Genomic DNA, 21541 nt, shown 5'->3' on the forward strand with positions numbered 1-21541 from the left:
TATGCCAGAACCATCAGACATTAAACTAAGACCCCTTGAACGCGAAGATTTGCGCTTTGTCCATCAACTCGATAATAACGCGAGCGTGATGCGCTATTGGTTCGAAGAACCCTATGAAGCGTTTGTTGAGCTGAGCGATCTTTACGATAAACACATCCACGATCAGAGCGAACGCCGTTTTGTCATTTCGTTTAATGGCAATAACGCGGGCCTGGTGGAGCTTGTCGAAATAAACCATATTCACCGCCGGGCTGAATTTCAGATTATCATCTCGCCGGAATATCAGGGTAAAGGCCTGGCAACCCGTGCTGCTAAGCTGGCAATGGATTACGGCTTTACCGTCCTGAATCTCTATAAGCTCTATCTCATCGTCGATAAAGAGAACGCCAAAGCGATTCATATTTACCGCAAGCTTGGTTTTATCCAGGAGGGTGAATTAATCCATGAGTTCTTCGTGAACGGTGAATACCGCAACACGATCCGCATGTGTATCTTCCAGCATCAATATTTAGAAAATAACAAATCGACGGGCGGGATACTGAAACCGACGGCGCAATAACGGCGATTTAGCGGTTATTGCCTACCCGAGCCGGTGGGCACCACCCGCTCAGGTATCCAGCGCAACGGCAGTTAAGACTGTTTCGCCGCACACTCCGCTTTCACCGCCTCATACAATAACCGCACCGCCGCAGAGAGCTGCTTGCGGTGTGGGCAGATCATATTCAGCGGCACCCGGTCGCCGAGATAGTGCGGCAGCAGCACCTTGAGTCGCCCTTCCCGCAGGTCGTCGCTAACGTCGAGCCCTGATTTAAACGCAATCCCTTCTCCGGCAACCGCCAGACGGCGGATCACTTCCGCATCATCGCTGGTGATGCTACCGGAAACCTGCACGCTGTGCTCCACGCCGTCAAGACTGAGTGGCCAGCGGTCGAACGGCCTGCCGCGCAGCACGTAGGTCAGCGCGTTACATTTTTCGAGGTCGGCCAGCGTCTGGGGTTCGCCGTGACGGGCAATCCAGTCGGGCGAGGCCACCACCACGCGTCGGTTTTCTGCTGCGACCGGCAGGGAGACAAACGAAGCATCGTCGTTCTCACCGTAGCGAAACGCCACGTCGACCGGGTCTTTAAACACATCGGTGCGATGATCGGAAAACAGAATACGCAGGCGCAGCGCCGGGTGGCGCTCGCGGAACTGGCGGAATACCCGCAGCAGCAGGTTACGACCGAGATCGGACGGCACGGCGATTTGCAACGTGCCGCGTACCTCATCGTCCGGGGTATGTATCTTTTGCAGCCCATTTTGCAGCGCATCGAGCATCTGTACGGCAAACGGCAGCCAGGTCTCCCCTTCCGCCGTCAGGCGCAGGCTACGCGTTGAGCGAGCGAACAGGCGAACGTTAAGCGCGGTTTCCAGCCGTTTAATGGCCGAACTGACCTGCGCCGGGGGGATGCCCGCTTCGCGTGCCGCATCGCTAAAGCTGTTCAGCGCGGCGGCGCGCACGAACAGAGATAAATCTTCCAGCCTGAACATGAAGGGGTCCTTAGTCGCGAGTGCCAGAAAAGTCCTCAAAACCGAATAGTCGCGGTTTGCTTACACTTTTTAAGAAAGCAGCGCTTGCCATTCAGGCCGCGCATCAGGAATCATACGGAGCTGCAATTTTATATCCAGGATAATGTGGGGATAGTATGCGTAAAACAAAAATGATGCTTCTGGGCGTACTGTTGGCGACGGCGAGCGCAGCATGGGCTGCACCGGCAACGGGAATTAAGCAGTTTGAACTGCAAGAGTTCACTGCCGACTTCACGCAGTTCAAGATTGGCGACAAAGCGCCTGCGATGTACCTGACACCGGAGTACAACATCACGCAGTGGCAGCAGCGTAACCTGCCAGCGCCGGATGCAGGCACCCGCTGGACGTACATGGGCGGTAACTATGTACAGATTAGCGATACCGACGGCACCATCAGCAAAATCTACGACGGCGAGATTTTCTACCACCGTTAATGAATAAAGGCCGGGCGCATCACTGATGCGCCCGGCCTCTTTCTTCCCTCGTTACACCGCGCGGAACGCGATGTCGCCCGGAATCACTTCGCCCTGCCAGTAGAGTTGCGCCGCAACGCGCCCCGCCAGTCGGCGATAAATCTCAGTGAATTCACTGTCCGGACGCGCGATAACCGTTGGCGTACCGTTATCCAGATCTTCTCGCAGATTGATGTGCAGCGGCATCTGCCCCAGCAGTTGGGTGTGATACTGCTCCGCCAGCTTCTCTGCGCCACCGGTGCCGAAAATTGGCTCGTGGTGACCGCAGTTGCTGCAGATGTGCATGCTCATGTTTTCCACGATACCCAGCACCGGCACTTCCACCTTCTCGAACATCACGATGCCTTTTTTGGCGTCGATCAGCGCAATATCCTGCGGTGTGGTGACCACCACGGCCCCGGTCACCGGAATGTTCTGCGCCAGCGTCAGCTGGATATCACCGGTACCCGGCGGCATGTCGAGCACGAGGTAGTCGAGGTCTGGCCACAGCGTCTCTTGCAGCATCTGCATCAGCGCCTTGCTGGCCATCGGGCCGCGCCACACCATGGCGTTGTCGTCCGTCACCAGATAACCAATTGAGTTGGTGGCGAGGCCATGGGCCATAATTGGTGCCATATGGGTGCCGTCCGGCGAGGTTGGGCGTTGGTTTTCTGCGCCCAGCATGTTCGGAATAGACGGGCCATAGATGTCGGCATCGAGGATGCCCACTTTCGCCCCTTCCGCGGCCAGCGCCAGCGCCAGGTTCACGGAGGTGGACGATTTCCCCACCCCGCCTTTGCCGGAGCTGACGGCAATAATATTTTTCACGCCGTTAACGCCCGGCTGATTTTTCACGCGCTTCAGCGTGGCGATGCTGTGCGACAGCTTCCAGTCGATGGCTTTCGCCCCGGTCACCCGCAGCAGTTCAGCGCTGGTTTGATCTTTTAATTCTTCAAAGGCGCTGTGCCAGACAAACGGCATCTGCAGTTCGATGTGCACGGTGTCGTCAAGCCAGGCGACGTGGTGCAGCGCTTTCAGCGCCGTTAAGTTGTGCTTAAGGGTGGGGTGCTGGAAGTTTGCCAGCGTACCGGCCACCATCGCACGTAGACGTTCAGGTGATTTGGCCTGGGATTCTGAGTTCATCCCGACTCCTTTGTTGTTTTAACATGCTTTCAGTACGCCTAAGTCTACCACAGGTAAGCGGCATCCATATATGGCACACCCTCTACCCTTTTGGTAATATCAAAACCCCTTTTTTAAAACAGAAGAAGTAATACCCACTATGACTCAAGTCGCGAAGAAGATTCTGGTAACGTGCGCGCTGCCGTACGCCAACGGCTCCATCCACCTCGGCCATATGCTGGAGCACATCCAGGCTGATGTCTGGGTCCGTTACCAGCGAATGCGCGGCCACGAGGTTAACTTCATCTGCGCGGACGATGCCCACGGCACGCCAATCATGCTGAAAGCACATCAGCTGGGCATTACCCCAGAGCAGATGATTGCCGAAATGAGTCAGGAGCATCAGACTGATTTTGCGGGCTTTAACATCAGCTATGACAACTACCACTCGACGCACAGCGACGAGAACCGCGAGCTGTCCGAGCTGATTTATGGTCGCCTGAAAGAGAACGGTTTTATTAAAAACCGCACCATCTCTCAGCTGTACGATCCGGAAAAAGGCATGTTCCTGCCGGACCGTTTCGTTAAAGGCACCTGCCCTAAATGTAAATCACCGGATCAGTACGGCGATAACTGCGAAGTGTGCGGCGCGACCTACAGCCCAACCGAGCTTATCGAGCCGAAATCCGTGGTGTCTGGCGCGACCCCGGTGATGCGCGAGTCTGAGCACTTCTTCTTTGACCTGCCGTCCTTCAGCGAAATGCTGCAGGCGTGGACCCGCAGCGGCGCGCTGCAGGAGCAGGTAGCAAACAAAATGCAGGAATGGTTTGAATCCGGCCTGCAGCAGTGGGATATCTCCCGCGATGCGCCGTACTTCGGCTTTGAAATCCCGAACGCGCCGGGCAAATATTTCTACGTCTGGCTGGATGCGCCAATCGGCTACATGGGCTCCTTCAAGAACCTGTGCGACAAGCGCGGCGATACCGTAAGCTTCGACGAATACTGGAAGAAAGACTCTACCGCCGAGCTGTATCACTTTATCGGTAAAGATATCGTCTACTTCCACAGCCTGTTCTGGCCAGCGATGCTGGAAGGCAGCAACTTCCGCAAGCCGACCAACCTGTTCGTACACGGTTATGTCACAGTGAACGGCGCGAAGATGTCCAAGTCTCGCGGCACCTTCATTAAAGCCAGCACCTGGCTCAAGCATTTCGATGCCGATAGCCTGCGCTACTACTACACCGCGAAGCTCTCTTCCCGTATCGACGATATCGACCTGAACCTGGAAGACTTCATCCAGCGCGTTAACGCCGACATCGTCAACAAGGTGGTGAACCTGGCCTCCCGTAACGCGGGCTTTATCGCTAAGCGTTTCGACGGCGTGCTGTCCGCTGAACTGGCTGACCCTGAGCTGTACAAAACCTTCACCGACGCGGCAGCAAGCATTGGCGAAGCGTGGGAAAGCCGTGAGTTCGGTAAAGCCATTCGTGAAATCATGGCACTGGCCGACGTGGCTAACCGCTACGTTGACGAGCAAGCACCGTGGGTTGTCGCTAAACAGGAAGGCCGCGACGCTGACCTGCAGGCTATCTGTACCATGGGCCTGAACATGTTCCGCGTGCTGATGACCTGGCTGAAGCCGGTTCTGCCTGAACTGGCAGCGCGTACCGAAGCATTCCTCAACACCGAGCTGAGCTGGGATGCTATCAACGCACCGCTGGTAGGTCACAAGATCAACACCTTCAAGGCGCTGTATAACCGTATTGAAATGAAACAGGTGGAAGCGCTGGTGGAAGCGTCGAAAGAAGAAGTGAAAGCAACCGCAGCCCCGGTCACCGGCCCGCTGGCGGATGACCCGATTCAGGAAACCATCACCTTTGACGATTTCGCCAAAGTTGACCTGCGCGTGGCGCTGATTGAAAACGCCGAGTTCGTGGAAGGTTCCGACAAGCTGCTGCGCCTGACGCTGGATCTCGGTGGAGAGAAGCGCAACGTCTTCTCCGGCATCCGTTCCGCCTACCCGGACCCGCAGCCGCTGATTGGTCGCCTGACCATCATGGTCGCCAACCTGGCACCGCGTAAAATGCGCTTCGGCATCTCGGAAGGGATGGTGATGGCCGCAGGCCCTGGCGGCAAAGATATCTTCCTGTTAAGCCCGGATGACGGTGCACAACCAGGCCAGCAGGTGAAATAATCTGCACAAAAAAACGCTGCTTCGGCAGCGTTTTTTATTAGTCCGTAAAAACACTCTCCCTTTCCGCTGCATTGACCTATGCGTCATTTACCCATAGTATTCTACTCATTATTTGAGTCGAATAATGCCGATATTTAACTCAGGGGAGAAAACAGATGTGGATCTGGCAGCAAAAATCATGGCCCGCATTCCATTGGGATCGGCAACAACTCTCCCCTCTATTGCGCGAAACGCAGTTCCTACAGGGCACTCTCTACAGTAGCAGTCAAATAGCTGACGCGGCACAAACCACGCTTGACGCGATGTTAGCCAACATCATTTACTCCAGCGATATTGAGGGTGAAAAACTCAATGCGCACTCGGTACGTTCATCGCTTGCCGTTCACCTCGGCGTTCAAACCGACCTCCCCTACCCGGTCGATAAAAAAACAGAAGGTCTGGTCGAATCAGCCCTGGATGCCATCAACAATCTGGATGCCCCATTAAACGAGACGCGACTGCTGCACTGGCACCGCCTGCTCTTTCCTGAAAACTACGCCATCCTACACACGATTGTCGGTGGCAAGTTCCGTGATGGCCCGGTGCAGGTAGTCTCAGGTCGAATCGACAAACCGGTTATTCACTTTGAAGGCCCGGAAGCATCACGTATCAACGTGGAAATCAGCGCGTTTACAGCCTGGTTTAACGAGAGCCGACGGGATACCACCCTTGACCCACTGTTACGTGCCGGCATCGCCCATCTCTGGTTCTTAACCATTCACCCTTTTGAGGATGGCAACGGCAGGATTGGGCGGCTGATTATGGATTTGGCACTCGCGCAGGCGGAACAGCGCACCGTTCGCCTCTATGCCATGTCGCGCACCATCAATGAGCGACGTAAAGCGTACTATGAGGTGATAGAAAAGACGCAAAAAGGTGAGCTGGATATCACCGTGTGGCTAACCTGGTTCCTCAACACGCTGAAGGCCTCTATTGAGCAGACACAGGAACTTATCGCCCAGACAGTATTCAAGGCAAAGTACTGGCGCTTTTTTGATGGCTCCTCGCTCAACGCAGAGCAGGTCAAAGTACTCAATCGGATGCTGGACGGTGATTTTGAATTGGGAATCAACAACACGCAGTATAAAGCCGTTGCCGGAGTGAGTCGGGCGACAGCAACGCGCCATCTGGCACAATTGTGTGAACTCGGTTTTCTGCAAACCGGCGAGGCTGGAGGACGTAGCGTTCGCTACAAACTGCCGCAGATAAGCTAGGTAATCTGCACAGGAATGCCTGATAGCGCTTTGTGTATTCCCGGCGGCGCTACGCTTGGCCGGGCTACCAATATGTGCGAAACGTAGCCCGGCCAAGCGCAGCGCCGCCGGGGAACTGCGAATGATTACTTCGCCGCGTGCTCGCGAATCGCCAGGCCGCGCAGGAAGTAGCGCAGGAACTGGTCGCCGCACTCACGGAAGTTTTTGTGGTCAGGGGCTCGCATCATAGCGGTGATTTCCGGCATCGAGACGCGGAACTGCTGCTGGGTCAGGATCGCCAGAATATCGTCGGTTTTCAGCGCAAACGCGATACGCAGTTTTTTCAGCATGATGTTGTTGTTAATACGGCGTTCCACCGCCAGCGCGGGCGCAGATTCGTCGCGACCGCGTTTTTCGTAGATCAGGCCGTTCAGGAAGCACGACAGCATAATGTCCGGGCAACGTACGAAGCCTTCCTCATCCTCTTTGCGCAGCCACGGCGCCAACTGTTCGACGGTGACTTCGGCTTCGCCCAGCGCGAAAATACGCACCAGATCGTTGTTGTTCATTTTCAGGATGTAGCGGACGCTGCGTAAAATATCGTTACTGACCATAGTGCCTTCGGTGGTGATGAAAAATACGGTGGCTAATTCTACACGAATTATAAGCCTAGCGCTTCTTTCAAGGTCTTCAAATAGCGGCGACTTACCGGCACGGTCTGCCCGTTACGCAATAGCAGCTCGGCCTGGCCGTTATCCTCCAGACGAATCTCCTTCAGATGGGCCATGTTCACCAGATGCTGGCGATGGCAGCGGATCAGCGGCGTACGGCTTTCCAGAGTACGCAACGTCAGCTCGGTAAAGCCCTCTTTGCCCTCACCGCTGGTGACATAAACGCCGCTCATCCGGCTGCTGACAAACGCCACATCATCCATCTGCAGCAAGTAAATCCGGCTGTGTCCGGTGCAGGGAATAAACTTTAGCGCCTGCTGGTTTTCGCCCAGCACCGACATATCCTGCACCGCCCGCTCCTGACGCAGACGCATCAGCGTCTTTTCCAGCCGTTTTTCTTCAATCGGCTTGAGCAGATAATCAAACGCGTGCTCCTCAAAGGCCTTCACCGCGTATTCGTCGAAGGCTGTCAGGAACACGATATAGGGGCGATGTTCCGGGTCGAGCATGCCGACCATCTCCAGCCCGCTAATACGCGGCATCTGGATATCAAGAAACAGCACGTCCGGGCGCAGCTTATGCACCGCGCCGATGGCCTCCACCGCGTTGGCGCACTCGCCCACAATCTCAAGGTCGTCCTGCGTTTGCAGCAGGACGCGCAGGTTCTCCCGCGCCAGCGGCTCGTCATCAACAATCAGCACTTTAATCATGCATTCTCCTCCAGAGGTAACCGCAGAGTGACCCGGGTAAAACGGTCCGGTTCGCAGGCGACGGCAATCCCGCATTCGTCGCCAAAACGCATCCGTAGACGCTTGTCCACCAGGCTCATCCCCAACCCGCTGGACGTGGTATTGGGTTGATACAGCCCGGCGTTATCTTCGATGTCCAGCACCAGATGCCTGCCCTGCTGGCGGGCGCGCAGCGTAATCTCGCCGACATCCATCAATTGCGAAGTGCCGTGCTTAATGGCGTTTTCGACAATCGGCTGCAGGGTGAACGCCGGAAGCTGCTGATGCTCCAGCGCGTCGGGAATATCCAGATGCACCTGCAGCCGCGACTGGAAGCGCGCCTTCTCAATTTGCAGGTAGGCGTTCACGTGCTCAATTTCATCCGCCAGGGTGACAATCTCCGACGGGCGCTTGAGGTTTTTACGGAAAAAGGTCGACAGATACTGCACCAGCTGGCTCGCCTGTTCGCTGTCGCGGCGAATCACCGCTTTGAGCGTATTCAGGGCGTTAAACAGGAAGTGCGGGTTGACCTGCGCGTGCAGCAGCTTGATCTCCGACTGGGTCAGCAGCGCTTTCTGGCGCTCATACTGCCCGGCCAGAATCTGCGCCGACAGCAGCTGCGCAATCCCCTCACCTAACGTACGGTTGATGGAGCTGAACAGGCGGTTTTTGGCCTCGTAGAGCTTGATGGTGCCAATCACCCGCTGGTTCTCACCGCGCAGCGGGATCACCAGCGTCGAGCCTAGCTTGCAGTTGGGGTGAATCGAGCAGCGGTACGGCACTTCGTTGCCGTCGGCGTAGACCACTTCGCCGGTCTCAATAGTTTTTTGCGTGTAGCGTGAGGAGATAGGCTTGCCGGGCAGATGGTGATCTTCACCGATACCGGTAAAAGCGAGCAGCTTCTCGCGATCGGTGATAGCCACCGCGCCGATATCCAGCTCCTGAATCAGCACCTGCGCCACCTTCATGCTGTTCTCTTCGTTAAAGCCCTTACGCAGGATCCCCTCCGTCGAGGCGGCTACCTTCAGCGCGGTGGCGGAAAAGGCTGAGGTGTACTTCTCAAACATCGCCCGCTTATCGAGCAGAATACGCATAAACAGCGCCGCGCCCACGGTATTGGTGACCATCATCGGCGCGGCAATACTCTGCACCAGATGCAGCGCGTCTTCGAACGGGCGGGCAATCAGCAGAATAATCAGCATCTGCACCAACTCCGCCACCAGGGTGATCGCCCCTGCCGTCCACGGGCTGAATACTTTGTCCGGGCGACCACGACGGATCAGCAGGCTGTGCACCAGCCCGCCAAGCAGCCCCTCAACCATGGTCGAGATCATGCAGCTTAGCGCGGTCATCCCGCCCATTGAGTAGCGATGTAAGCCGCCGGTTAGCCCCACCAGCCCACCGACCACCGGGCCGCCGAGCAGGCCGCCCATCACTGCGCCAATCGCGCGGGTGTTGGCAATGGAATCTTCAATGTGCAGGCCGAAATAGGTACCGAGAATACAGAAAATGGAGAACGTGACGTAGCAGAGCAGCTTGTGTGGCAGGCGCACGGTCACCTGCATCAGCGGGATAAAGAGACGCGTCTTGCTCATTAACCAGGCGATGACCAGGAAAACACACATCTGCTGAAGCAGCAGCAACACCAGATTAAACTCGTACATACCCGTTCACCACAGCAGAAATAAAACTGCGTAACATACACACAGTTGGCATAACTTTCTTTGAAACCTGGCAAAAAAAGTGCAAAAAATGCTACCGATCACATTTTATCCATCACCATGGTCGCGAAGTGGATAAAAAACAATCAAAGGAGGCTGCGCCGGTAATCCCCGTCTAAAGTTAAGTGGGATATCGCATGCCGGAGGAAAAGATGGCGCTTTATACGATTGGTGAAGTCGCACAGCTCTGTGATATTAACCCGGTGACGCTTCGTGCCTGGCAGCGGCGATACGCGCTGCTGAAGCCGCAGCGTACCGACGGCGGCCATCGCCTGTTTAATGATGACGATATCGACCGCATCCGCGAGATCCAACGCTGGATAGAAAACGGCGTTCAGGTCGGTAAAGTCAAAGGGCTACTCAGCGAGCAGCAGGACGGCTGGCGGGAACAGCAGGAAAAAGTACTGAGCTATCTGCGTAGCGGTCACCTGCACCCGCTGCGCCTGTGGGTCAAAGATTTGCGCCGCAACCACAGCGCCCGCACGCTGGTCGATTGCCTGTTTAACCCCCTGCGCCAGCGGCTACAAAGCGCGCAGTTTGCCCAGCAAACGCTGCTGGGGTTGCTCGACGGCGTGCTGATTAACGACATCGCGCTGAATCTCGCCTCCGGTCGTCGCAAATCGGGGCCGCACGCGCTGGTCATCGGCTGGAACGTCACCGATATGACGCGCCTGTGGCTGGAAAGCTGGGTCGCCTGCGAGCAGGGCTGGCGCGTAGATGTGCTGGCTCATACGCTGACCCACGTGCAGCCGGAGGTGTTCCCCGGCCAGACGCTGCTTATCTGGTGCGGCGTGTCGCCAAGCGCCTTGCAGCGACAGCAGCTCGCCTGCTGGCAAGAAGAAGGCGTGGCCTTCGCGCTCCCCACGAATTAATCGTTCGTTAACAGACCAGCTTCGCGGTATAATCTTTTAGTTAACAAAAGGAGTACACCATGAAGTCAACTAAACTCGCCGCGATCGTGATTTTTGCCCTGATGGCCATCAGCGGTATTGGCGGCGTGATGCTCGCAGGCTATTCATTTATTGTGCGCGGCGGTGTCGGCTGAGCCGTCGATTCAACCGTTCAAAGGCGCGGTCGACGATAATCGCCGCCAGCGCCACCAGTATCGCCCCCTGCACCACGTAGGCCGTGTTGAACCCACTCAGGCCGATGATAATTGGCGTGCCCAGCGTATTCGCCCCCACCGTGGAAGCGATGGTTGCCGTGCCGATATTGACGATAACCGAGGTCCGCACGCCCGCCACGATAACCGGTGCCGCTAACGGTAGCTCAACCTGACGCAGCCGCTGCCAGCCCGACATCCCCATCCCTTCTGCCACACTCAACGCACTCTGCGGTACTGCCGCCAGCCCGGCTAACGTGCCTTGCAATACGGGCAGAATGCCATACAGGATCAGGGCAATAATCGCTGGTTTTTCACCAAAACCCATCACCGGAACCGCCAGCGCCAGCACCGCTACCGGCGGAAAAGTTTGCCCCATTGCCGCCAGCGTCTCAACCAGCGGGCGAAATTCACTGCCCGCCGGGCGCGTTACCGCCACGCCAGCACTCACCCCAATGACGATCGCCGTCAGGCTGGAAACGCCTACCAGCCAGGCATGAGCCAGCGTCAGCGACAAAAAGCCCGCCTGCTGATAGAGCGGGCGCGGCTGTTCAGGAAACAACAGATGAAACAGCGGCTCGCTGTAAGGCAGGCCCACCAGCAGCCCGATAAACAGCGCCAGCAGCCACAGCAGCGGGTCACGAACCAGGCGCATCACTCGGCTCCTCGCGTAGCAGGTCGGCAAAATGCAGCGTGCCGTAAGCCCTTCCCGCCTCATCCGCCACTGGCAAAACGGTGCGCCGTTGGTCCATAAAACCGGAGAGCGCATCGCGCAGCGACGCAGTGGCAATAATCGCCTCCCCCTCGGCTTGCTCGCCGTGGCGCACGTAGTCCGCCACCCGCCGCAGCGACAACAATCGCACGCCCAGCTCGCTACGGCCAAAAAAGGTGCGTACAAATTCGCTGCCCGGTTGGCTAAGCAACTGCAGCGGCGTACCCTGCTGCACCACCTCGCCGCCGTCCAGCAGGATAATGTTGTCTGCCAGACGTAGCGCTTCATCAATATCATGGGTCACCAGCACAATGGTGCGCCCCAACAGTTGGTGAATACGGCGCATCTCCTGCTGAAGCGCACCGCGCGTCACCGGATCCAGCGCACCGAAGGGTTCATCCATCAGCAGCACCTCCGGGTCGCCCGCTAATGCCCGCGCCACGCCAACGCGCTGCTGCTGGCCGCCGGAGAGCTGATGCGGGAATCGTGTGCGCAGCGTCGGTTCCAGCCCCAGCAGTGCCATCAGTTCATCGATACGCGCATCGACCTTTGCCTTCGGCCATTTCAGCAGCTGCGGCACGGTGGCAATGTTTTGCGCCACCGTCCAGTGCGGGAACAGGCCAATCGACTGAATGGCATAGCCCATGCGTCGGCGCAGGGCGAGCAGCGGCTGCTCGCGGATATCCTGCCCGGCAAAACGAATCGTCCCGCTATCGGGCTCCACCAGCCGGTTAATCATCTTGAGGGTGGTGGATTTCCCCGAACCGGAGGTGCCAATCAGCACCGAAAACGCCCCTTCAGCCAGTCGCAATGTGAGGTTTTTTACCGCCGGATGGTGACCGAACGATTTGTTGACCTGGAAGAATTCAATCATCGTTCTCTCCTTGTAATACGCTGCCCGCCAGGCTGAACAGCGCGTCGGCGATAACCGCCATCGCGATGGTCGGGATCACGCCAAGCAGCACCAGATCCAGCGCGCTGCTGAGCAGCCCCTGGAACACCAGCGCCCCAAAGCCGCCCGCGCCAATCAACGCCGCCACCACCGCCATGCCCACCGTCTGTACGGTCACCACCCGCAGGCTGCGCAGCAGCACCGGCAGCGCCAGCGGTAACTGCACGCGAAGAAAGGTCTGGGCGCGGCTCATGCCCATCGCCGCCGCGCTTTCCAGCACCTGCATTGAGACCTGCTGCATCCCGGCGACCACGCCGCGTACGATGGGCAGCAGCGCGTAGAGCACCAGCGCAATCAGCGCCGGGGCCAGCCCGGTTCCCGCCACGCCGAAATTTGCCAGCCACGGGAAGCGCTGCGCCAGCCCGGCAAGCGGTGCAATCAGCAGGCCGAACAACGCCACCGAAGGGATGGTCTGAATAATGTTGAGGATAGTAAACACGCTCGACTGCCGCCCCGGATGCCGCCAGCACCACATGCCGAGCGGCACGCCGAGCAGCAGCCCTGGCAGCAGCGTGCCCCAGAGCAGCGTCAGATGCTGACTTAAGGCATCGTTAAAGGTCTCCTGCCGGTTGGCGTACTCTTTCATCAGCGACAGGCCGTCAAGCGCCCCGCTCCACAACAGCCAGCAGGGCAGCAGCCACAGCTGCACGTTCAGCAGCCAGCGCCACCGCGCATGCGATGTCAGGCGGCGAATCGCCTCGCTGCAAATCAGCAGCATCAGCAGTAAGCCCAGCCATAGCCCGCTCCCCGGCGAGGTTCGCGCCAGCGGGCTGCTGCTCTGCGCCAGTTGCTGCGCGGCCTCGCCGCTCGCCCACAGCAGGAGCGCAAAGCCGCCTTCGGCCAGCAGCAGAATCAACAGGCTGGGCAGCCGCCCAGGCAGCCAGCTAAGCCACAAAAACAGCGCTGGAATAATCAGCAGGAGAAACGGGGGGAAATTCCAGATTTGCCATAGCCAACGGCCTTCGCCCGATACCAGACGGTTTGGGGCGAAATTAACAAATGGCAGCGCGGCGGCCGCCAGCAGCAAAACCGCCAGCAGCGCCACCACGCGATGAGTACAACGAGGCACGCGATTAACCGATTACTTCGCCCACCCTTTTTGCTTCAGGTATTCCGCCGCCACGGTTTTGGCGTCCAGTCCTTCGACCGCAATCTTCGCGTTCAGCGTTTGCAGGGTCTTTTCATCGAGGCTCGCGAACACTGGCTTCAGCCATTCATCCAGTTGCGGATAGGCTTTCAGCACCGCTTCACGCACTACCGGCGTCGGCGCATAAATCGGCTGTACGCCTTTCGGGTCGCTCAGGGTCTGTAGCCCCAGCGCCGCCACCGGGCCGTCGGTGCCGTAGGCCATCGCCGCGTTGACGCCAGAGGTTTGCTGCGCCGCCGCCTTAATGGTGACAGCGGTGTCTCCGCCCGCTAGCGACAGCAACTGATCCTGACTCAGTTTGAAATCGTAGGCTTTTTCAAACGCCGGAAGCGCATCCGGGCGTTCGATAAATTCAGCAGAGGCTGCCAGCTTAAAGGTGCCACCTTTTTTCAGATAGCCGCTCAGGTCGGCAAGCGATGTGAGTTTATTTTGTTCCGCCAGGTCTTTGCGAACGGCGATGGTCCAGGTGTTATTCGCCGGTGCGGGGGTCAGCCAGATCAGATGATTTTTCTCGGCATCGAGCTTTTTCACTTTCTCGTAGCCCGCCGCCGCATTTTTCCAGGCTGCGTCGGTTTCATCTTTGAAGAAGAACGCGCCGTTGCCGGTGTACTCCGGGTAAATATCCAGCGCGTTGGAGGTGATAGCACCGCGCACCACCGGCGTGGTGCCAAGCTGAACCTTGTTCACCGTTTTGACGCCGTGGCTTTCCAGCACCTGCAGGATAATGTTCCCCAGCAGCGCCCCTTCGGTATCAATTTTTGAACCTACTTTTACCGGCTCCGCGGCCTGTAACGGCAGCGCAACCGCCGCCAGGAGTACCAGTGACGCCGTCCATCCCCTTGCCATCGTCATACGCTTTCCTCTTATTATTTGCGCTCAATTAACAGGCGCTTAAGTAAAAAGCGTAGACGAAATCTCAGCAATCAGCCCTTTTTCGGGATCGTTAACGGGATCGTCAGCAAGCTCGCGGCGAAGTACAGCAGCGCGATAACCCACAGCGTGCCCTCCACGCCGAGCGGGTTAACGCACAGGGTGACGATAAATGGCCCGACAAAATTGCTCAGACCAGATCCAAGGTTCAGGCAGGAGATCGCCGCACCTTTATTTTCCGGCAGCAGCGAGGGAATCAGCGCGCTCAGCGGGCCGAACGCGCCAAGGCCGATGGCATAAATCGCCAGCGCAATAACCATCGCCACGCTGCTATGGCCAAACAGCACCGGCGCGTAGCACACCGCCAGCGCCGACGCGCCGCAGAGCGTCCCGGCAAACCAGACCACGGTGTTACGCCAGCCGATGGTATCGCCCAGCCAGCCGAAGAAGTAGTTGGCGAAGATATTCACCACGTTCACCAGTCCCCAGATGGTCAGCCACTCTTCAATGCTGAAGCCAAAGCGCGGCAGGTAAACCGGCATCAGAATCACCAGCGAGAACTTGCCGATATCGTTGATGGTTTTAACCACCACCGCCAGGCGCATTTTCGGTTCGCGCACCAGCACGATAATCCCTTCCGCCAGCGCCTTGCCGACCGCGCCATCCTGCTGCCACTGCGGTTTATCGCGGTTGAGGAGCAGCGCACAGCCGCAGCCCGCCAGCACAAAGATAAAGCCGGAGAGTAAGGTGGTGGTCTCCCCCAGACGTGGGATCATAAAGCCGGAGAACCACGGCCCGACGATGGTCATGCCGACGCCGAAGGCAATCCAGAACCAGGAGACGGCGCGGCCGAGGATCCGGCTTTCGCAGCGCTGGTTAATCCACACCAGAAACGAGTAGGCGAACAGCGGATAGGCCATGCCGCGCACCGCATAGCTCACCATCATCAACGGGTAGTTGCCGTCCGGCAGCGCGACGAAAATAAACGGTACTGAGCCGACAAAGTAGAGCAGCGTCGCCAGCCACATCAGGCGACGCACGCCGAGCACGCCCGCCCCAATGCCGGAAAACCACGAAATAGCCGCCACGCACAGGCCAAAGACGGATGACAGCAGGCTGATGTGTACCGCATCAAGCCCGCGCTGTTGCAGCAGCGAGGCCAGCCAGCTCTGTTCGATGGTTGCCCCGGTAATAAACAGGAATACGCCCACGAATCCCCATACCAGCTCGCGTGGGAGGCCGAGGCGTGCCCAGATGCCTTGTTGAATATATAAACTTTGATCGGTCATTTCTGTTATCCAAAAAAATCCCGGGGTCGCTCTGCGCTCGCCCGGGCTACAAGGTGTTTATTTGTTTGGTTTTACGCGTTTTTCAACTGCGCTAACTGATGCTGTTTGGCTTTGAGCAGGCTGCGGTTGACGTGGCCGACGGTGTTATCACCCCAGCAGTGGTCGTACGGCATCCCGGTCAGGCTTTCGATAACCTCTTTGGTTTCTGCCGTCACGGTTGCCTTGCTGCCGCCCTGTTTCAGGCGCGCCACTTCTTCGTTCAGCACCGCATGGGTACGGCTGTTGACTTTGAACTGGAAGGCCGACCAGATGCCCCACAGGGTCAGGATAACCGGAAGAATAATCATGATGGCGAGGATCATATTAATCGCCGACTGCGGCTGGCTGGAGTGGCCGGTGATAAAGCCGGACATCTGCAACGCCACGCCAACGAGGAAGATGGAGAACGCCTGGGACGCTTTACGCAGCAGACTCATAAAGCCAGCGAAGATCCCTTCACGACGGTTACAGGTCAGGATTTCATCCACATCCGCCACGAAGGTGTAGTTGTTCCATGGAATGGAGTAGATACCGCCACGCGCCAGACCGGCTACGCCCGCTGCCAGATACAGCATCGACATGCTGGTTGAGCCGTAGAGATAGGTCACCGCGAACAGGGCAAACGCCACCAGCGCCATCAGCGCCTGAGTCGCAAACGCGCGAGACGGCGAGTAACGCAGAGTCAGCCAGGTGGCGACGCCGACGCCGAAGAACTGCAGGCCGTTGATGACGCTCAGCAGGTTACTGGCAACAACGGAAGAGGTCGCCAGGGCAAAGACCACGAAATAGGTAAAGACGGAGTTAAAGATATCCTGCGCCACCGAACCGCCCAGATACATCCCCAGGTGTGAACGGAAGGTTTTAATTTTCAGGGTAGAGACAAAATCGTAGTAGATATCGAACAGGCGCTTACTCAGCGGCTGCTTCTCTTCGGTCTCAACGCTGCGTTCGCTCTGCTCAATCTCTTCCAGCGAACGTTCCCAGGTGCCGAAGTAGACGAAGAACAGCACCACCATAAAGGCCACGGTGAAAATCGCCCCGGCGTAGAAGAAGGAAATAGCAGAATCAGATCCAAAGTAGGCCAGCAGGCGGCCCGGCAGGAACGCGGCGGTGAAGCCAGCGAACTGCGCAATGTACATGCGGGCGCTGGTCAGCTTAGAGCGTTTGGTGAAGTCGTTAGTCATCTCGGCCGACAGGGTGTCGTACGGGATCAAAATCATCGAGTAAACGATTTCAAACAGGATATAGACCAGCAGGTACATCCAGTAGTTAAAGCCCTGCACCCACAGCAGGCTGTAAACCGCCACCAGCGGAATGCTCAGCAGCAGGAAGAAACGGCGACGGCCAAAGCGACGACCGAGGCGGGTTTTGTGGAAGTTATCGGAGATGTAGCCCATGCACGGACACATGATCACATCGACGATACGCGCCACGGCAAACAGCGAACCTGCTTCAATCGGCGTCAGGCCGCAGAAGGTGGTCAGGAAGAACAGCAGCCAGGCACTCACCAGAGTAAAAGCCCCTGAACCGATAACATCGGCCAGGCCGTAACAGATATAGTTGTGGAGTTTTATCTCCCGCACTTTTTTTATCATTTTCCATCCCCTTGAACATAACAGGACGGCGAAGCCGCAAGCCGCGCCGTCGTCAAATAGCATCAGGCGTCGGCGTTTTCCTGCACGATGGTGCGCTCACTCCAGCTCTGCGGCAGCGGCTGTGGTCGGCGAATACGCAAATCGTTAAGCGTGAGCCCCCTCACCCCGTTGGCGTACAGCGCGGGCAGGCCGCCCGGATAGGCATCCACGCCCCAGGCGCGGCCGGTTTGCGGGTTCACGCGGTAGGCGTTATCCAGCCCCATCCCGGTTGGGCTTGCCGGGTTGCACGGCGGGCGAATGTCATAGCAGCCCTGCTCATCGGACGGGCCGGTAAGCTGCTGCAATGAAAGCCCGTTGAAGGTGACGTGGCGGATATCGCCCGGCGTTTCCGCATGCAGGTTGATGGCCCCTTCGCTCACCCCGGAAAGCTGGCTGAAGGTAATGTCCTCGACCCTTCCCGGCGGTATCTGCGGGTCGCGGTGGCGCACGGAGATAAATACCGGGTCGGCTTTGCCCCAGTGGCACGGGTGGCCGTGACGGCAGTCGAACAGAATGTTGCTGAAGATCATCTGGCTGAACTGACCGCCGTCGCGGGAGACCAGGCCAATGCCGCGGTTGGACTCAAAGATTGAGCAGTTGTGCACCGCGATATGGCTGATGTCGGCGAAGGTTTCGGTGCCAATTTTGATGGCGCAGCTTTTTGAGCGGATCAGGCAGTTGCTCACCACCACGTGGCGCGTTGGCTGCTGGAGCCCTTCCGGTTTGCGGGTGGTTTTCACGCAGATGCCGTCATCGGCGGCGCTGAAGTAGCTGTCGCTGATATGCACGTGCTGACAGCTGTCGATATCCAGCGCGTCGGTGTTGGAGAGCGCCAGATCGTTATCAATGGTCAGATTCTGGATAAACACCTGGTTGCAGCTCACCAGATGCGCCGTCCACATCGGCGAGTCGCTGATGGTGATATCACGGATGCGCACCTGCTGGCAGCCTTCCAGCACCAGCATGCGCGGGCGCATGGTTTTCGGCTGGCGGTAGCCCTGAGCATCGGCGCTGGCAGAAAACCAGGCGCTGGCCCCACCCGCCAGGCAGCCTTCGCCGCTCAGCGTAATGTGATGGGCGTTGCGCGCATAAATCAGCGCCATGCGGGACAGTTCGGCGACGGTTTGCGTCAGCTCAGCCGGATAATCCTCGGCGCGAGGGCTCGCCAGCAGGCGCGCACCCGCTTCCAGATGCAGAGTAAAGTTCGACGGCAGGACCAGCGTGCCGGTCATCCAGTCGCCCGGAGAGACCACCAGCGTGCCGCCTCCGGCGCGGTCGATTTCATCAATCAGCTGCTGAAGCTGCGCGGTAAGCGGGGTGTTGCCGCTGCGGTCGAGGGCGGTGTTATGCAATGAAATCTTCATGTGGCTACCTGCGTAGATTGAGATAGCTGCATTTAACGCGGTTACGCCGATTCTCTCGCCGGGCAGATACGGGCTTTTTTACGTATTAGTGAATGGCATCACGCCGGTTATGGCCCCCGGTCATCGCTTTTGAGCAAGCGCACAAAACGGCGAGGCGGCGGGATTTGATGAGTGATAGAGGTCACATATTGGTTGGGTTTGGCAGGGGAAAAGCGGTGGGTTGACGCAGATAGGGGGGAGATAGTGGATAAATTGGGAGGGGGATCACAAAGCGGTGCGGGAGTCAGGGTTGGGGGATTGCCCCCTCACCCTAACCCTCTCCCCGGGGGGAGAGGGAACCGTTCGGTGCGGCCTGGAGGTTGTGAGGGTAATCCTTACAGCAGTTCGAACTCGCCCTGCTTCACGCGCGCCGAATCCACGCCGATAAAGACGTTAAACTTGCCAGGCTCCGCCGCGTACTGCATCTGCTGGTTCCAGAACTTCAGCGCGTTGACGTCAATCGGGAAGCTGACGGTCTGGGTTTCACCCGGCTTCAGGGTCACTTTCTCAAACCCTTTCAGCTGTTTAACCGGACGGCTCATCGAGGCGGTGACATCCTGCAGGTACATCTGGATAACCGTTGCCCCTTCACGCTTGCCGGTGTTAGTCACCTGCACGCTGGCGGTCACGCTGCCGCCCGCTTTCATGGTTGGCGCAGACAGCCTCACGTCGGAGACCGAGAAGGTGGTGTAGCTCAGGCCATAACCAAACGGATAGAGCGGGCCGTTCGCTTCATCGAAGTAGCGTGAGGTGTACTTGTTCGGCTTGTCAGCATTGTACGGGCGACCGGTGTTCAGGTGGCTGTAGTACTGCGGAATCTGCCCCACGGAGCGCGGGAAGGACATCGGCAGCTTACCGGACGGGTTGTAGTCGCCAAACAGCACGTCGGCGATAGCGTTACCGCCTTCGGTACCGGCAAACCAGGTTTCCAGAATGGCGTCAGCCTGCTGGTCTTCTTTCACCAGGGTCAGCGGACGCCCGTTCATCAGCACTAAGACCAGCGGCTTGCCGGTGGCTTTCAGCGCGGCAATCAGATCCTGCTGGCTTTTCGGAATCGAAAGTTCGGTACGGCTGGAGGCTTCATGCGCCATGCCCTGCGCTTCACCGACCACGGCAACGACGACATCGGACTGTTTCGCCGCCGCAACCGCTTCATCAATCATCGCCTGCGGCGAGCGCGGGTCAATTTTTACCGCCTCTTCGTACAGGTTCAGGAAGTCGACGATGCCTTTGTCGTTGGTGACATTAGCGCCTTTGGCATAAACCACTTTGCCTTCGTTGCCCATCACGTTCTTGATACCGGTCAGCACGGTCACCGACTGCGCGGCAACGCCTGCGGCAGACCAACTGCCCATCACGTCGCGCTGGCTATCGGCCAGCGGGCCCACCACGGCAACGGTGGCATTTTTCTTCAGCGGCAGGGTTTCCAGACGGTTTTTCAGCAGCACCAGGCTCTGGCGCGCAACTTCACGCGCTTCGGTGCGGTGCAGGCGGCTTTCGGCGTTGGTATCCTGCGGGTCAGAATCTTTCGGCCCTAAGTGGCTGTACGGGTCGTTAAACAGCCCCATGTCATATTTGACGTTCAGCACGTGGCGGGTGGCATCGTCGAGTTCCGCCATCGTGACCTTGCCCGACTTAATCAACCCCGGCAGGTATTTGCTGTAGAACTCGTCGCTCATACTCATGTCGATACCGGCTTTCAGCGCGACGCGCACCGCATCTTCCGGGTCGGCGGCCACGCCGTGTTTAATCAGCTCTTTGATGGCCCCGTGGTCAGAAACGGTAATGCCTTTAAAGCCCCACTGCTTACGCAGCACGTCTTTCATCAGCCAGGCGTCGGCGGTGGCCGGGGTGCCATTTAGCGAGTTCAGGCCGATCATTACCGCGCCGCTGCCGGCATCCAACCCCGCTTTGTACGGCGGCATATAGTCGTTGAACAGGCGCTGCGGGCTCATGTCGACGGTGTTGTACTCTTTGCCGCCTTCAACCGCGCCGTAGGCGGCAAAGTGCTTCACGCTGGTCATCACCGAGTAGCGGTCTGCCGGGCTTTTGCCCTGCATCGCTTCGACCATGGTTTCACCCATGATGGAGGTTAGATAGGTATCTTCGCCAAAACCTTCGGAGGCACGGCCCCAGCGCGGGTCGCGGGACACGTCGACCATCGGCGCCCAGGTCATGTTCAGGCCGTCGTCCGCCGCTTCATAGGCCGAAATGCGGCCCACGGTTTTCACCGCATCGAGGTTAAAGGTGGAGGCAAGCCCTAAGCTAATCGGGAAGACGGTACGCTGACCGTGTACCACGTCATAGGCGAAAAACAGCGGGATCTTCAGGCGGCTGAGGGACATCACCTGATCCTGCATGGCGCGGATATCCTGACGGGTGACGGTGTTAAAGATCGCCCCCACCTGCCCTTCTTTGATCATATCGCGAATGGCTTCTTTCGGATTGTCCGGCCCGACGCTAATCAGGCGCAGCTGGCCGATTTTTTCATCGACCGTCATCTTCTTAAGCAGACCGGTCACAAAGGCGTCACGCGCCTGCGGCGTGAGTGGGTGATTGCCGAACAGTTCCTCCGCCAGAGCGGGTTGCAGCGCCAGGCTCACGGCGACGCCAACAGAAAGTAGCCATTTCATATTCTTGTAATCTCTTTATTCCATGCCGGGTAGCGCGGCGAGAGTCGATGAAAAAACGCAGTTTGCCATAA

At 58.0% G+C, this 21541-nt stretch carries 19 protein-coding genes; 6 read left to right on the forward strand and 13 right to left on the reverse strand.

Going from position 1 to position 21541, the window contains the following annotated elements:
* Position 1 precedes the first annotated feature (1 nt).
* Positions 2–559, forward strand: a complete 558-nt coding sequence (gene speG / locus AB2B48_RS09965) for a spermidine N1-acetyltransferase (RefSeq protein WP_185666950.1) — start codon at positions 2–4, stop codon at positions 557–559.
* A 71-nt stretch (positions 560–630) separates the two neighbouring features.
* Here speG and AB2B48_RS09970 read toward each other — a convergent pair whose 3' ends face one another.
* Positions 631–1530 carry a LysR family transcriptional regulator gene (locus tag AB2B48_RS09970; RefSeq protein WP_220439409.1) on the reverse strand — a complete coding sequence of 300 codons (900 nt, stop codon included), beginning with the start codon at positions 1528–1530 and terminating at the stop codon, positions 631–633.
* Positions 1531–1685: 155 nt separating this feature from the next.
* Between AB2B48_RS09970 and AB2B48_RS09975 the strand changes: the two genes are divergently transcribed.
* Positions 1686–2003: an RcnB family protein gene (locus tag AB2B48_RS09975; RefSeq protein ID WP_185666948.1), complete on the forward strand. Its 318-nt coding sequence runs from the start codon at positions 1686–1688 to the stop codon at positions 2001–2003.
* A gap of 51 nt (positions 2004–2054) precedes the next feature.
* Here the strand turns inward: AB2B48_RS09975 and apbC are convergent, their stop codons facing one another.
* Positions 2055–3164 carry an iron-sulfur cluster carrier protein ApbC gene (apbC, locus tag AB2B48_RS09980; RefSeq protein ID WP_368301658.1) on the reverse strand — a complete coding sequence of 370 codons (1110 nt, stop codon included), beginning with the start codon at positions 3162–3164 and terminating at the stop codon, positions 2055–2057.
* Between the two features lie 139 nt (positions 3165–3303).
* Here apbC and metG point away from each other — a divergent pair, with 139 nt between their 5' ends.
* Positions 3304–5337, forward strand: coding sequence for a methionine--tRNA ligase (gene metG / locus AB2B48_RS09985; protein WP_368301659.1), 2034 nt, complete (start codon positions 3304–3306; stop codon positions 5335–5337).
* A 155-nt stretch (positions 5338–5492) separates the two neighbouring features.
* A complete protein-coding gene (locus AB2B48_RS09990; RefSeq protein ID WP_368301660.1) occupies positions 5493–6590 on the forward strand; it encodes a Fic family protein in 1098 nt (365 codons plus the stop codon).
* 125 nt (positions 6591–6715) lie between these two features.
* Here AB2B48_RS09990 and AB2B48_RS09995 read toward each other — a convergent pair whose 3' ends face one another.
* From AB2B48_RS09995 to AB2B48_RS10005, 3 genes are read right to left on the reverse strand one after another with little or no spacing between them, the layout of a single operon-like run.
* On the reverse strand, positions 6716–7183 hold the full coding sequence (locus AB2B48_RS09995; RefSeq protein WP_185666945.1) for a DUF1456 family protein: 468 nt from the start codon (positions 7181–7183) through the stop codon (positions 6716–6718).
* Positions 7184–7230: 47 nt separating this feature from the next.
* Positions 7231–7950: a two-component system response regulator BtsR gene (gene btsR, locus AB2B48_RS10000; RefSeq protein ID WP_185666944.1), complete on the reverse strand. Its 720-nt coding sequence runs from the start codon at positions 7948–7950 to the stop codon at positions 7231–7233.
* Positions 7947–9632 carry a LytS/YhcK type 5TM receptor domain-containing protein gene (locus AB2B48_RS10005; protein WP_368301661.1) on the reverse strand — a complete coding sequence of 562 codons (1686 nt, stop codon included), beginning with the start codon at positions 9630–9632 and terminating at the stop codon, positions 7947–7949. The genes btsR and AB2B48_RS10005 overlap by 4 nt, the downstream gene beginning before the upstream one ends.
* 209 nt (positions 9633–9841) lie before the next feature.
* Here AB2B48_RS10005 and AB2B48_RS10010 point away from each other — a divergent pair, with 209 nt between their 5' ends.
* Together AB2B48_RS10010 and AB2B48_RS10015 are read left to right on the forward strand one after the other, a co-directional pair.
* Positions 9842–10561: a MerR family transcriptional regulator gene (locus tag AB2B48_RS10010; protein WP_368301662.1), complete on the forward strand. Its 720-nt coding sequence runs from the start codon at positions 9842–9844 to the stop codon at positions 10559–10561.
* Positions 10562–10620: 59 nt separating this feature from the next.
* Complete coding sequence (locus AB2B48_RS10015; RefSeq protein ID WP_185666941.1) at positions 10621–10734, forward strand: protein YohO; 114 nt, start codon at positions 10621–10623, stop codon at positions 10732–10734.
* On the opposite strand, the gene AB2B48_RS10020 is transcribed toward AB2B48_RS10015, so the two are convergent.
* The 8 genes from AB2B48_RS10020 to bglX form a co-directional block, all read right to left on the reverse strand.
* Positions 10709–11446 (reverse strand): ABC transporter permease, encoded by a 738-nt coding sequence (locus AB2B48_RS10020; protein ID WP_368301663.1) that lies wholly within the window; start codon positions 11444–11446, stop codon positions 10709–10711. The two genes, AB2B48_RS10015 and AB2B48_RS10020, sit on opposite strands and share 26 nt — an antisense overlap.
* The gene (locus tag AB2B48_RS10025) at positions 11430–12377 is read right to left on the reverse strand and encodes an ABC transporter ATP-binding protein (RefSeq protein WP_368301664.1); all 948 of its coding nucleotides are present in this window, start codon (positions 12375–12377) and stop codon (positions 11430–11432) included. Before AB2B48_RS10025 ends, AB2B48_RS10020 begins: the two co-directional genes overlap by 17 nt.
* A complete protein-coding gene (locus AB2B48_RS10030) occupies positions 12370–13524 on the reverse strand; it encodes an ABC transporter permease (RefSeq protein ID WP_368301665.1) in 1155 nt (384 codons plus the stop codon). The genes AB2B48_RS10025 and AB2B48_RS10030 overlap by 8 nt, the downstream gene beginning before the upstream one ends.
* 12 nt (positions 13525–13536) lie before the next feature.
* A complete protein-coding gene (locus AB2B48_RS10035; protein WP_185666938.1) occupies positions 13537–14454 on the reverse strand; it encodes an ABC transporter substrate-binding protein in 918 nt (305 codons plus the stop codon).
* Between the two features lie 71 nt (positions 14455–14525).
* Positions 14526–15761 carry an MFS transporter gene (locus AB2B48_RS10040; RefSeq protein ID WP_185666937.1) on the reverse strand — a complete coding sequence of 412 codons (1236 nt, stop codon included), beginning with the start codon at positions 15759–15761 and terminating at the stop codon, positions 14526–14528.
* Between the two features lie 71 nt (positions 15762–15832).
* Positions 15833–17395, reverse strand: a complete 1563-nt coding sequence (locus tag AB2B48_RS10045; RefSeq protein WP_368301666.1) for an MFS transporter — start codon at positions 17393–17395, stop codon at positions 15833–15835.
* Positions 17396–17457: 62 nt separating this feature from the next.
* Positions 17458–18798 carry a glycoside hydrolase family 28 protein gene (locus AB2B48_RS10050; protein ID WP_368301667.1) on the reverse strand — a complete coding sequence of 447 codons (1341 nt, stop codon included), beginning with the start codon at positions 18796–18798 and terminating at the stop codon, positions 17458–17460.
* Positions 18799–19172: 374 nt separating this feature from the next.
* On the reverse strand, positions 19173–21470 hold the full coding sequence (gene bglX / locus AB2B48_RS10055; protein WP_368301668.1) for a beta-glucosidase BglX: 2298 nt from the start codon (positions 21468–21470) through the stop codon (positions 19173–19175).
* Between the last annotated feature and the right edge of the window lie 71 nt (positions 21471–21541).

This window comes from Kluyvera sichuanensis (genome assembly GCF_040930405.1).
In the GTDB taxonomy this organism is placed as follows: Bacteria; Pseudomonadota; Gammaproteobacteria; order Enterobacterales; family Enterobacteriaceae; genus Kluyvera; species Kluyvera sichuanensis.